The organism is Psychrobacillus sp. FSL K6-2365 (assembly GCF_038003165.1).
Classification (GTDB): domain Bacteria; phylum Bacillota; class Bacilli; order Bacillales_A; family Planococcaceae; genus Psychrobacillus; species Psychrobacillus psychrodurans.
In genome coordinates this window covers 3204292-3217324 of the sequence record NZ_JBBOOO010000001.1, presented here as the reverse complement: position 1 = coordinate 3217324, position 13033 = coordinate 3204292, and the positions used below count along the sequence as shown (strand labels likewise).

Genomic DNA, 13033 nt, shown 5'->3' with positions numbered 1-13033 from the left:
TGATGCGCACTAAAACGAAATTAATACATGCAGGAATTGTAGGAGACGAAACAACTGGAGCAGTATCGACACCGATTTATCAAGTGAGTACGTATAAACAAGAGGCAGTAGGTAAATTCAAGGGCTATGAATATTCACGTACTGGAAATCCTACTCGTCATGCATTAGAAGTATTAATCAGCGAGCTAGAAGGAGGAGTTGCAGGGTTTGCTTTCGCATCGGGAATGGCGGCAACTAGCTCTGTTATGATGCTTTTTGGCAAAGGTGACCATGTGATATTAACAGATGATGTATATGGCGGGACTTTCCGTGTTATTTCTAAAGTATTGAATCGCTTTGGCATTGAAGCGACATTTGTGGATACTGGAGATATTTCGAATGTAGAAGCAGCGATTAAAGAAAATACAAAAGCGATATTCTTGGAAACACCTACAAACCCACTATTAAAAGTCACTGATATTGAGGAAATTGCGAAGCTTGGGAAAGAAAAAGGACTATTAACAATAGTAGACAATACTTTCATGACGCCATACTTCCAACAACCGATTGCACTCGGCGCTGACATTGTCGTACATAGTGCGACCAAATATTTGGGAGGTCATAGTGATGTTGTAGCTGGTCTTGTTGTTGTAAACTCTGACCAGTTAGCTACAGATTTGCATTTTGTGCAAAACTCTGTAGGAGCAGTACTTGGGCCACAGGATTCTTGGCTACTAATGCGTGGTATTAAAACACTGGGGATACGTATGGAAGAGCATAATGTAAATGCACAACGAATTGCAGAATTTTTGAATAATCATGAAGCTGTTTCTAATGTATTTTATCCGGGAATAGCGACTCATCCTGGACATGAGTTGATGAAAAACCAGACAACAGGATTCGGGGGAATGATTTCCTTTGACGTTGGAAGTGCTGAGAAAGCAGATGAGCTTTTAGCGAAGCTCCGATTCTTTACACTTGCAGAGAGCTTAGGTGCAGTGGAGAGTTTAATCTCAGTTCCTGCTCGAATGACCCATGCATCTATCCCAAGTGAGCGTCGTGCAGAGCTGGGCATAACAGATGGGCTTGTCCGAATTTCAGTGGGGATTGAAGATGTAGAAGATTTATTGGACGATTTAACGCAAGCACTAGCATAATTTAAAATGGGAGGCTGGGACAGAACCCCAAAACAGCATTTTTCTCTGTGAGAAAAATGCTGTTTTTTGCTGTGCACAAAATTGATTTCCATTCCAGGGACGCTTTCCACGGGCGTGGCCTGAGCCTGTAGTCTCAGGCGTCACGCTATTCCCGTAGGAGTCGCCCCTCCATTCCAATCAATTTTATTAAATATCCATTATTTAGTAAAGGTTTCTCCTTATCCAATAAAATTTCTACTTCTGTCCTAGCCTCTTTTTAAAAAATATGTATACAATGTCTTTCCAGTAGGGCTTTCAGCTCGTACTGTTCCCGCTGGAGTCGCCACATTACACTTCAATCAACTAAATGAGTAGTACTCAACAAGAAGATGGATCAGCATCTCCAAAACACCATATTTCTACTAACACTTGTAACTTCACTGAGGTGTAGGCGACCTTCTCTATCCACGATTCTTACCCTTTTTCTATGATATTTACAACAGAGCTACAGTTTGTGTTGGCAATGAGGGCTTACTAAAGACAGTTGTCTATATTTCTGTGACTAAAAAAAAATAGAAACATATGCTATAAGACGAAAAAGGAGAGGGTTCATGTCGGTCAAAGAAACGAGAAACATGCTGACTACATTTGCGGAAAGATGCGAAGATCAAGATGGGAGAGGCGTAGAGACATTACAACGAGAGATTATATGCGATCCAGTTATGAAGTTTTTTCCGGAGGTAAATTCTGAGGTCATCCAATATGAACTTTTAAAAAATGGTTTATTTGAACCAACTGAATGGAAATCTTTAAAGAAAATCTTGAGAGAATTAGATTCCAAAAGTATTTGGGATATCGTTAAACAAGAATATAAATATTTGCGAGAATTATGGGATGGTCCAAAGGTTTCTATTTATATTTTCCCGATTAGAAAAGAGGGTACTAAACGGCGCAAGGACTCCCCACGTAAAAACGGCATTGCCTATAAAAGAGTACTTTTTCTTTTCGTATCTTCTGATCTTACCAAAGAAGAGATTAAGGCATTAGTAGCACATGAGTATAATCATGTATGTAGATTACAATTTTTAGATTCTCTTCCTGCAGCCATTACCTTAGATGATTCAATAATTATTGAAGGACTTGGCGAGTTTGCGGTAAAGCAATTGTATGGTAAAAAGTGGATAGCGCCTTGGACGAATATGTATCGTTTAGAAGAGGTAAGTGAAATATGGCAAAGACATTTTGTTCCTGCCTTACAGATAAAAGGGGTTAAAAATCATCAACTCTACTTATTTGGAAACCCTAACACACCGTTTTCTAAATGGATTGGATATCATATTGGCTATCAAATTGTGTATTCATACAACAAAAATTGCGGCCCTTTTATTATGACAGAATTGCTCCGTAAATCCTCCGATGAAATCATAGCAGGCTCTGACTTTGCAATATGAGTTAAGTTATATATTTTCCCATATAAAAAAGCGTCATCTCTATATTTGGGTAGATGACGCTTCGTTTTTACTTTAGGCTTTACATATGTCATCCTGCCCATTATCTAAAATGATAATAGTTCAGAGGTTTCTCCTATGCTCAATTCAATAGTTTCGATAAATTTTTCGACTGTCGTTGTTAAGTAAGTATTCGACCGCCTAATAAATACGGTTTTAATTTCACTATATTTGGTCGGTAAAAAATGACATTGGATAAGTCCACGGGCTTCTAAGTGAGAAACTGCTGATTTAGGGATTAAGGTAATTCCCAAACCTGCGACGACACTGCTTAAAATTGTTTCTAACGTTCCGAACTCCATTACCTTACTAGGAACTATATTTTCATCTTTATACCAAGCTTCTAATCTTGCTCTATATCCACAACCTTTGTTAAAGCATAAAAATGGTTCGTTTTTCAGCAGTTCCAAGGAAGTTGTGTCTTTATTGGATATTAAAACTAGCTCCTCTTGAAAAACATCATGAGAGACAAGTTCTGGGTGAGGAATAGTTTCAGTGACAAATGCCCCGTCTAATCGATGATTTAATACTTCCTCTTGTAGCTTCTCTGTTACACCTGAGAAAAGAGACAGGTCTACTTCCTTATACTTTTTAGTAAAGGAAGATAAAATCATCGGTAGTTTAATAACAGTTTCGACTGTCCCAATTTCTAATTTACCAGACGGCTGTTCTTTATTTTGTACTACTTTTTTCATTTCCTTAGTTAGTGATAAGATTTGCTCGCAATATACTAATAACTTCTTTCCTTCAGGAGTTAAGCTCATGCCTCTATTATGTCGATTAAATAATGGTGTGTTTAGTTCTGCTTCAAGTTTTTTTATACGTGCCGTAATATTTGACTGAACATAACTAAGTTCTTTCGCAACCTCTGTGACGGTTCCTTTTTGAGCAACAAGTTGAAATATTTCTAAGTCTTTTAGCTCCATCTTGTAATCCCTCCTTTGTATATCTTATGGTATCACTAAAAGTGATATATAACATCAAAAATAATCATTTTACATGATAGACACTTTTGACGTTTAATAGGTAAGGGAATACGAGAAGGAGATTATTTATTTATGAAAAACAATATTTTTTTAGGAGCTTTTCTATGTTTTATCGCAAGTGTATCGTGGGGAGCAATGTTTCCAGTTGCACATCATGCTTTTACATATATTGATCCGTTTTACTTTACTATTTTCCGATATGGTGCAGTGGCTATTATTTTGGTCTTGTTTTTATTATGGAAGGAAGGACCAAAGGCATTTCGTATGGAGGGGAAAGGAATGCTATTATGGTTTTTCGGCACAATGGCATTTACCGTCTATAATTTACTTATTTTCTGGGGTGAAGATATACTTGGAGAACCAGGTGTAATGGTTGCATCTATTATGGAATCATTGATGCCTATGATCTCAATTATAATCGTTTGGTTATTTTATAGACGTCGTCCCTATTCATTTACATTATTATGTGTTGTTGTTTCTTTCGTTGGAGCGATACTTGTTATCACGAAAGGGAATATAGGAGCGTTTCTTTCTGCAACTAACAATATTATTCCATCCTTATTTATATTAATCGCAGTAGTAGGGTGGGTTGTGTATACGATGGGAGGAGACAAATTTAGAGGTTGGTCTGTCCTTCGTTACTCGACATTAAGCTGTTTGCTAGGTACGCTTTCAGCAGTAATCATTGTAGGAATAGCGACAATGATAGGTTACGTCTCTATACCGACAGTTGATACGGTTCAAGCAGTTACTCCTCATCTACTATTCATGATTATCTTTCCAGGAGTTATTGCCTTAGTAGGTTGGAATGTTGGAGTTAGTATTCTATCACCTTTAAATGCTTTGCTGTTTATTAATTTTGTTCCTGTAACGACGCTTGTTATTTCGAGTATTCAAGGAAACCACATATCTGCCTTTGAAATTATAGGAGTAGGATTTATCATACTGTCCCTTCTTGCTAATAATATTTTTGTACGGTTAATTCAAAAGAAAGAAACATTGCAAAGTGTAAAACAAAGTTTACAAGAAAGTATTTCCTAAATATAAAGCGTCTTTTTCTACAACAAAAATATTGTAGAAGAAGGCGCTTTTTTTTGAATTCTTGCGATATACTAGTTTTAGTGAAAAAAGGTTGGTGGAAATAATGTTTAAATACATCGGAGAAATATTGCTAGTTCTTACAGCGATAATTTGGGGTAGTGGGTTTGTAGCAAGTGCAGTGGCTTTGGAACACTATACTCCTTACCAGATTTTAGCTGGTAGGTTTTTAGTCGGAGCAGTTATATTAAGCCTTATATTCTTCAAGAAGCTGAATAAATTAAAGAAAAGTACGCTAATTAAAGGAGCATTATTAGGTATATTTTTATACATAGCTTTTGCTCTTCAAACAGTGGGTTTACAATTCACAACACCATCAAAAAATGCTTTTCTAACAGCTGTGAATGTGGTAATCGTACCCTTTATAGGATTTCTATTATATAAAAGAAAAATAGATATGTACGAACTTTCAGGTGCTCTTCTGGCTATTGTTGGTATTGCTATACTTTCTTTAAAATTGTCTTCTGACGTGAATGTAGGAGATTTATTGACTTTAGGCTGTGCGGTAGGTTTTGCTTTTCATATTTTTTACACAGCTAAATTTGTTAAGACAGAGGATCCTGTTGTGCTAACTATTGTACAAATGGTTACTGCCGCAGTAATTGGTTGCATCGTCGTGGTATTTAGAGGAGAGACAAGCTTTTCTATGGAATCTGAGGGTATGATGAATCTGTTATACTTAGGAATTTTCTCCACAACCATTGCTTTTCTAATGCAAACAGTGGCTCAAAAATACATAACAGAAACAAAGGCAGCAATTATTTTAGCTACTGAATCTTTTTGGGGCATGCTCTTTTCCGTTATCATCCTGAGCGAGATTATGACGAGCAGAATGATTATCGGCGCCTTGATTATTCTATTAGCTATTCTTATTTCAGAAACAAAAATGGAATTTATGAAAAAGGATAAAATAAAAACTGTCCCTTAACATTGTATTTTACAATATCTATAAGTACTGATGAGTCAATATTATAATTACGCGTTTCAATAAATGATAAATATCTGTGTGATATCACAATTTTTTATTCATTATAACCGAACTCGTTGCTTTCAGCAGTAATCAGGATTTTTCGGATTTTGATTTCTCTTCATGTATGAATCGTTACTTCTGGTAAAAGATAAGAGCGAATCTTAGTTGTTTACGATATGTTATCCCATATCGTCGCTATCATTCATACAACTAATGAAGGAGGAGTTAATCAGTGGGATTTATACATCGGCTTGCTTTAGCCCTCGTTATAATTGGTGCTATTAACTGGGGATTGATCGGCTTTTTTGAATTCGATTTAGTTGCATCTATTTTCGGTGGGCAGACTGCACTATTTTCTAAAGTGATCTATGCATTGGTTGGCATTAGCGGCTTAATCTGCATTCCACTTTTATTTAGAACGTCCGAAGAAGAAGAGTTTGGGACGAGCAGACAAAGTTCTCGAAATCTTCAATATGGAACTGAATTTGGGGAGGAACCTGAATTTAAGGACATAAATGAAGACACATCGAAAGAGAACGAGCTGAATAAGTAGCTAAAAAAGGATAGATAACTGCTGTAAATTTTTGCAGATTATCTGTCCTTTTTTATTTATAAGAAAATATGTAAAAATGTTCCGTGAACACTGGTGGTTCCTGTGAACACCGAGTTCAAGGCACTTTCAAGAATGAATAATCTTGATGATTTTCGTTTCAGGTGGACGCTTTCCGCGGGGTGAGCGATGAGCTATCATCGTCGCTTACGCGTCGATGTGAAATCTCATCTGTCTCACTAATCCCGCCGGAGTCGCCACCTTGCACTACAATCAATCAGTGTGTGGTACTTCACTAGAAGATTCAGCATAGCTTATCGCTTAGATGATAAGATTGGTCAAATTTTAGAGGGAGAAAGTAGATTGTCTTTTACACTAGTGGAAGTATTTGCCCCATTAGTCATGACCAGCTGCTCTAAAAAACATTGGGTAATCAGACTGGGCAACTTTTTTCCTGGTTTTTCTTAAGAGATAGGAAAGTATATAAAAATTTCCTGTGAACACCGAGTTCAAGGCACTTTCAAGAATGAATAATCTTGATGATTTTCGTTTCAGGTGGACGCTTTCCGCGGGGTGAGCGATGAGCTATCACCGTCGCTTACGCGTCGATGTGAAATCTCATCTGTCTCACTAATCCCGCCGGAGTCGCCACCTTGCACTACAATCAATCAGTGTGTAGTACTTCACTAGAAGATTCAGCATAGCTTATCGCTTAGATGATAAGATTGGTCAAATTTTAGGGAGGGATCAAATTATTTTGTAATCGCTTTTGCATTTGAAATGCGATAATCCAATGGACTGGCGACTTTTTGTCTGGTTTTTCTTCAGGAATTTTTATTGATATATCTGTTAATTCTGATATTAAGGAATATGTGTGTGGTATACTAGAGGAAATAGATTGATAAACTCATGGGTGGTTGGCACCTGCTTTGTTCTTTCTGTCAAAGAGTTATAGACAGAGAGGGGGTGCTGCTTTTGACTGTTTTCGAATCGCTTGTAATAATGATTAGTTTTTCTTCGCTACTTGTAGCTCTTATTACACTTAGCTTTTCAATGACACGAAAAAAGTAATCCACCTATGAGTTAGCGCTCGGTTGGATTACTTTTGTCTGTCGTGCCATCCCCCTTGCAGGGAATCATTCTATTTGGCCGCTAAGATGGTTGCACATCTTAGCGGTTTTTATATTGTATCTGTTTTATGCATTTAGTATACCAACTTTTACACAGAGTAGCAAAGAAATCAAAAAATCTAACCCTATCATTAGTACTTATAATGGATAAATTTATTTCCCTTTAAAAACAGGTTTTCTTTTTTCAACGAAGGCTTGAAGTGCTTCTATACGATCTTCTGTAGGAATAGTTATTTCATATGCTTTTCTTTCGATATTTAAACCAGTTTGTAGGTCCACATTCATCCCATGCTTTACAGCAAACTTAGCTTGTTGTAAGGCAATAGGTCCATTTGCAAGCATCAGTGCAGCAAATGCTTCGGTTTCTTCCTGCAGTGTTCCTCTCGTTGTTACCTTTGTTACCAACCCATAGGAGAGTGCTTCTTCTGATTTTAGCCTTTTAGCAGTTAAAATTAGTTCTAATGCTTTTGATTCTCCGATAAGTCTTGGTAGACGTTGTGTCCCACCAGCTCCTGGTATTATTGCCAAACTTGTTTCAGTTAAACCAAGCTGAATATCATCAGAGGCAATTCTAAAATCACAGGCAAGTGCTAATTCTGTTCCACCCCCAAATGCATAGCCGTTTAGCATAGCTATTGTTGGTTGTGGAAGGTTTTCAATTGCAGTAAATACTTCTCCAATTTTGTATATATTACGTTTTACTTGTTGATCAGTTAATGTTTTTCGTTCCTTTAAGTCTGCACCTACACTAAATGACTTTTCTCCTGCCCCTGTGAAAATAACTACACGGATGTCTGGATTAATGCGAATAGATTCTGCAATATCTCCAAGTTCACGAAGCATCTCATAGTTAAATGCATTTAATGAGTCTGGTCTGTTTAAAGTGACATATGCTAAATTACCCTGTTGATTATAACGGATGTATTCCATGAATATTTCTCCCCTTTCGACTTTCTCTCCCCATTATCAAACATATCATGTTCCAAGTTTTCTGTCATCCATAGGAAATAAATAGAAAATATATCGATTTTCATGGAAAGATTTGTTATAATAGAAATACTGAATATTTATGGATTTGAGGAGTTTGTATGGATATTTTTGTGGCGAGACAACCTATCTTTACAAAAAAAGAGCATATTTTTGCTTTTGAATTATTGTATCGTGATAGTAGTACGAATGCTTTTCCTGTTATAGATGGCGATTTAGCAACTTTAGAGGTATTAACCCATTCATTTTTAACGATAGGTATAAATAATCTTGCGGGAGAAAAGTTGTGTTTTATTAATTTTACGGAAAATTTATTAGATAATACATTATTTGATAAACTTCCACCTAAACGTATAGTTGTGGAAGTTTTAGAGGATATTCCAATTACCCCTTCTTTAATTCAAAAGCTTAAATACATAAAAAAGTTAGGTTTTTTACTTGCTTTAGATGACTTTATTTTACATAAAAATATAAACTTATATGATGAGTTATTTAGTTTAGTTAATTTTATCAAAGTTGATTTTATTTTGAGTAAGCCTTCTGAGAGAAAAGTTATTGAAGAAATTGTGAAGAAAAATTATCCTCATATTGTACTTTTAGCTGAAAAAGTAGAGACGCGTGAAGAATTTTATGATGCCAAAGAGGCAGGATACGGATTGTTCCAAGGCTACTTCTTTGCCAAACCTGAAATTATTAAAGGGACTGATATTCCTGCTAATATGGCACAGTATTTCCGCATTATTAGTTTGCTTCGTAACCAAGTTTCCTCTATTGAGCAAATAGCAGAGGAAATCGAGCGTGATGTGTCCATTTCCTTTAAAGTTTTAAAAATCATTAACTCACCAGCCGCTAGAAAAAAATCTAAAATTCGTTCCATTAAACAAGCGGTAGTGATGTTGGGATTGGAAGAATTGAATCATTGGATATATGTATTAATGTTAAGAGAGTCGAAAGCAAATTCTAATGGAGATGGAATGGCTCTTATTGAAGCATCCTTATTCCGGGCCAAGTTTTGTGAGTTACTGGCTAAAAGACAGTTTTTACAAAACTCCTCTGAATATTTCCTAGTAGGTATGTTTTCTTTAATCGACACATTACTACACCGGAAGATGAGTCATTTACTTCAAGAACTTCCGCTTACGGATGAGGTAGTAGAAACGCTTTCTGGGAAAGCTACCGATATGACTCCTTATCTAGAGCTTTCCGTAGCTTGTGATGAAGTAAGATGGGATGACATAATTGCAGGTGCAGAGGCTATCGATATTGATCACGCTACATTAAACAAATATTATTTAGAAGCCCGTAGTTGGGCTATGGATATAATAGGTTAAGAACAACTGCCATTTTATAGATGGCAGTTGTTCTTTTTTTAGTGATTGTATTTTGTAGTTAAGATGGAAGATTTCCTGAAAATAGCCTCATTCCTATCCACTATTATTATTTTTTTGTAATTGTTTCATTTATATACCAATGACTCAATTGTTGCTTTTTTCGATAAAAGTAGTAAAATAAAAAACAGAACACACGTTCCTAATGAGGAGGAGTAGTTATGCCATTAATACCGGAAGAGGCAATTCCATATTTTGAAAACATGATCTATCTTCCAATGGTCCTGACTATCTTAGAAAAAGATCGAACTATTTTTGAAAAGGCTCCATTTAAATTGAAGCGTCCATACATCATTTTAGTGGAAGAAGCAGGAAAGCAAGTGCAGAAAGAACTAAAACAGACGCATATGTATATGAAGCGTCACAGTATGAAAGTTCTTCGAGGAGAAGGAGATGATATGTTCACAGAGTATGTATTTTTTCATGGAGGTTATGAAGAACATCGTCGTTACCTAAACGTTCGTCTCCGCAACAGAGTCGAAGAACTACTATCTATATATTTGGCTGTAGTAGAAAAACTTCGTTAGTACTGTGAGTCTTTTTGAAATTGTGGAATTTTAGTAATATAACCAGTATTTATCAGATGGCTCATCCGTTTTAGCAAATGCATATTTAGTATATTAGCAAATCCAACCTGTCTACTTATTGTCTGTGGAGATGAAGGTACAGTTATTTTTTGGCCATTTGTTAAAACGACTATACAACCATCTTTAGAAGGATAAAATGATTCTATTGCTCTAAAAGAGAACCAAACATTTAAATCCGATTTAGGAGAGAGTATTGGTATGAATATACACGGATTTCCAAAGTCATGAGCTATGAGAATCGGTAGCTTTAAATAGTTTCCAATCGCATCTCTCGATAATTGAGCAGTGTGTTGGAACGAAGAACCGTAAAAAGAGCAAGAGTGGCGAACGATATCAAAAGGCTTTTTACCTATTATATTTGATTCACCTGAAAAATTAGTTACTTTTGTAAATATCGTATTATTCACTACAATAGGTTGAAGTACAGCGGTTTCAAATGAAATAAAAAAAGATTTTTCTTCTACTTTTTTCGACATAAAAATCCACCCCTTTGTATTATATACCTCAATTATAGTTAATTTTGGAAGTAAATCAAGCATATATAACGAATTTTTAAAATATTCCTTATTTACTATCTAGTTGTAATTTTCTCAAAATGATTGCAAGTAGTTCGTTGCTTTTATATAATAGAAAAAAGACATCGGGGTGATGGAGATGGACAAACAATATTCATATGCAGATTTCTTAAAAGCAATGGGTCAAACGGGGAATGAAAGCTCTGCCGAAAAATTGTTAAACGAAATATATCTTGATATGTTTTTGAACATTATCCACCGGGAACAAAGTAGTAATCGTCTCTTTGCATTAATAGACGAAGCGCTAGATCGAAAAGATATGGCCGCATTTTTAGAGTATACAACAGCACTTCATCAACTAAACAGTCCAAGATAACAAAGTATTGCGAAAAAAACCACTTTCATTAGGAAGTGGTTTTTTTATATCACAAAATTCTATTTCTTTTGACAAAAAACTACGATAAGCTAGAGAAGTAAAGGTTTTCCACTATATGAGATAACAAGGGAGGAACAATAAATGAAACGTTATACGCTACTAGCATTATTCTTACTATTGCTTCTACCAACTATTGTCCAAGCAGAAGATAAGTGGAATATTAAAACGCTCGATAGCTATCAAGTATTATCAGATACCTCCAATGAATCTTCTATATTATTAGAAGGAACAACAGCGGTAGTATACGAAACGACAGGCTTAGTGGCTGGGTATTATCAAATTGATTTTAATGGAGTTCCAGGATTTATCTATAGTAATCAAGCGAGTGTTTTATTTGAACAGGAACAAATGAGTTTTAAGGTAGTCGATGAGCAAATCCCATACTATGTTATGAAAAAAGGGAAGCTTGTGCAAAAGGGCATAATATTAAAAGACGCAGTTTTAACTCGTACAAAAACTTCCTCAGTCTATCATTTAGTAGAAGTAGGTAAAGATGTCTTTTATATTCCTCTGGAGGGTACAATTCCTACTTTGAGTCCTTCTAATGATACTATAAAAAAAGCGACATATCCGATGAAACTATATAATCGTGTGGAGGTACCTGTTTACAATACACAGTCTATCCAAATTGGGACACTAACAGCCAATCAATCTGTGGATTTAATAGGAGTAGAGAAGAGTAATGGAATTATATATTTTCTAGGACAAGAGGCAAGGATAAATATGAATGATTTTGTCCACATGGATTTATTGCAACCGAAAAAAGTACTGAAGTATGAAGAAATGACATATCTACTGAATGTAATTGCAGCGTTATATCCTGAATTTACGAAGCTAGAGCAAATAGGTAAATCAGTAGAAGGTACTCCTATGTATGCGATGAAAATTGGAAACGGGAAAAAGGAAGTACTGCTGGATGGTTCCTTACATGCTCGTGAGCATATGACGACAAATGTGGTAGCAGAAATGATTGATACATATAGTATTCATTACGAAAATAAATCTGTTTATGGTGGATATAATGTTCGTCAGACTTTAGATCAAACTGCTATTTGGTTTATCCCTATGATGAACCCTGATGGTGTAAAACTTGTTCAATCAGGACCAACATCTATGAAGAATGGCGCACTTGCTACAAAGATTAATGGAAACTCTAATTTTAATAGATGGAAATCGAATATACGCGGGGTAGATTTAAACGATAACTTTGCCTCTGGTTGGGATAAGATCAAAGGAGGACAAAAGCAACCAGCATATATGGCGTATAAAGGACCGAGTGCTTTTAGTGAACCGGAGTCAAAGGCGTTTCGAGATTTCGTCAAGAAACATAAGTTTAAAACGTATATTTCTTATCACTCTTCGGGACAAATAATGTACTGGTTTAACTATCAAAAGACAGCAGAATCTAAGCGCGATCAAGCGCTGGCAAAAACATTATCGAAACTTACCGGTTATAAAGTAATGCCGCCTCAATATTTGCCAGGCTCTGGAGCATCTGCTGATTGGTTTATCCAGGAAACAAAAATGCCTGGTATTACATTAGAAATCTCTCCATATATTGGAGAGCAACCTGTACCTCTATCGAAGTGGGATGCAATTTGGAGACAAAACCATAAGGTAGGATTATATTTAGCACAAGAAGCATCGAAAAGATAAAAATAATGAAGTCGAAAGTCACTGGTATCAGTGGCTTTTTATTATATTTAAAAAACATATGTTCGTTTTAGTGGGAATCAAAAAAAGAGTATGTTAAACTGAAATTA

General features: G+C 35.8%; 13 protein-coding genes. 10 read left to right on the top strand and 3 right to left on the bottom strand.

The genetic code is table 11. The annotated features are described in order from the left end of the window. Positions 1-2: 2 nt before the first annotated feature. Both MKY29_RS16110 and MKY29_RS16105 read left to right on the top strand, forming a co-directional pair. Positions 3-1136 (top strand): bifunctional cystathionine gamma-lyase/homocysteine desulfhydrase, encoded by a 1134-nt coding sequence (locus MKY29_RS16110; RefSeq protein ID WP_340880278.1) that lies wholly within the window; start codon positions 3-5, stop codon positions 1134-1136. 590 nt (positions 1137-1726) lie between these two features. Continuing rightward, on the top strand, positions 1727-2566 hold the full coding sequence (locus MKY29_RS16105) for a DUF2268 domain-containing protein (protein ID WP_093495030.1): 840 nt from the start codon (positions 1727-1729) through the stop codon (positions 2564-2566). A 104-nt stretch (positions 2567-2670) separates the two neighbouring features. Here MKY29_RS16105 and MKY29_RS16100 read toward each other — a convergent pair whose 3' ends face one another. Continuing rightward, a complete protein-coding gene (locus MKY29_RS16100; RefSeq protein ID WP_093495029.1) occupies positions 2671-3549 on the bottom strand; it encodes a LysR family transcriptional regulator in 879 nt (292 codons plus the stop codon). A gap of 132 nt (positions 3550-3681) precedes the next feature. Here MKY29_RS16100 and MKY29_RS16095 point away from each other — a divergent pair, with 132 nt between their 5' ends. The 4 genes from MKY29_RS16095 to MKY29_RS22020 all read left to right on the top strand — a co-directional run bounded on the left by MKY29_RS16095 (position 3682) and on the right by MKY29_RS22020 (position 7298). Then, positions 3682-4650 (top strand): DMT family transporter, encoded by a 969-nt coding sequence (locus tag MKY29_RS16095; RefSeq protein ID WP_093495028.1) that lies wholly within the window; start codon positions 3682-3684, stop codon positions 4648-4650. Positions 4651-4753: 103 nt separating this feature from the next. Then, complete coding sequence (locus MKY29_RS16090) at positions 4754-5635, top strand: DMT family transporter (protein WP_093495027.1); 882 nt, start codon at positions 4754-4756, stop codon at positions 5633-5635. 274 nt (positions 5636-5909) lie between these two features. Next, positions 5910-6230 carry a DUF378 domain-containing protein gene (locus MKY29_RS16085; protein ID WP_090566692.1) on the top strand — a complete coding sequence of 107 codons (321 nt, stop codon included), beginning with the start codon at positions 5910-5912 and terminating at the stop codon, positions 6228-6230. Positions 6231-7136: 906 nt separating this feature from the next. Next, positions 7137-7298, top strand: a complete 162-nt coding sequence (locus MKY29_RS22020) for a putative holin-like toxin (protein ID WP_416235946.1) — start codon at positions 7137-7139, stop codon at positions 7296-7298. 212 nt (positions 7299-7510) lie between these two features. Here the strand turns inward: MKY29_RS22020 and MKY29_RS16080 are convergent, their stop codons facing one another. Then, positions 7511-8287 (bottom strand): enoyl-CoA hydratase-related protein, encoded by a 777-nt coding sequence (locus MKY29_RS16080; protein WP_241599018.1) that lies wholly within the window; start codon positions 8285-8287, stop codon positions 7511-7513. A gap of 158 nt (positions 8288-8445) precedes the next feature. On the opposite strand from MKY29_RS16080, the gene MKY29_RS16075 reads away from it, so the two are divergent. Next, positions 8446-9675, top strand: coding sequence for an EAL and HDOD domain-containing protein (locus MKY29_RS16075; protein ID WP_090566698.1), 1230 nt, complete (start codon positions 8446-8448; stop codon positions 9673-9675). 218 nt (positions 9676-9893) lie between these two features. Further along, positions 9894-10259 carry a hypothetical protein gene (locus MKY29_RS16070; protein WP_090566701.1) on the top strand — a complete coding sequence of 122 codons (366 nt, stop codon included), beginning with the start codon at positions 9894-9896 and terminating at the stop codon, positions 10257-10259. Here MKY29_RS16070 and MKY29_RS16065 read toward each other — a convergent pair. After that, on the bottom strand, positions 10256-10795 hold the full coding sequence (locus MKY29_RS16065; RefSeq protein WP_241599022.1) for a competence protein ComK: 540 nt from the start codon (positions 10793-10795) through the stop codon (positions 10256-10258). The two genes, MKY29_RS16070 and MKY29_RS16065, sit on opposite strands and share 4 nt — an antisense overlap. A gap of 178 nt (positions 10796-10973) precedes the next feature. Here MKY29_RS16065 and MKY29_RS16060 point away from each other — a divergent pair, with 178 nt between their 5' ends. Further along, positions 10974-11210 carry an IDEAL domain-containing protein gene (locus MKY29_RS16060; RefSeq protein ID WP_093495022.1) on the top strand — a complete coding sequence of 79 codons (237 nt, stop codon included), beginning with the start codon at positions 10974-10976 and terminating at the stop codon, positions 11208-11210. A 141-nt stretch (positions 11211-11351) separates the two neighbouring features. Continuing rightward, the gene (locus MKY29_RS16055) at positions 11352-12926 is read left to right on the top strand and encodes a M14 family zinc carboxypeptidase (RefSeq protein WP_340880276.1); all 1575 of its coding nucleotides are present in this window, start codon (positions 11352-11354) and stop codon (positions 12924-12926) included. The last annotated feature ends 107 nt before the right edge of the window (positions 12927-13033 follow it).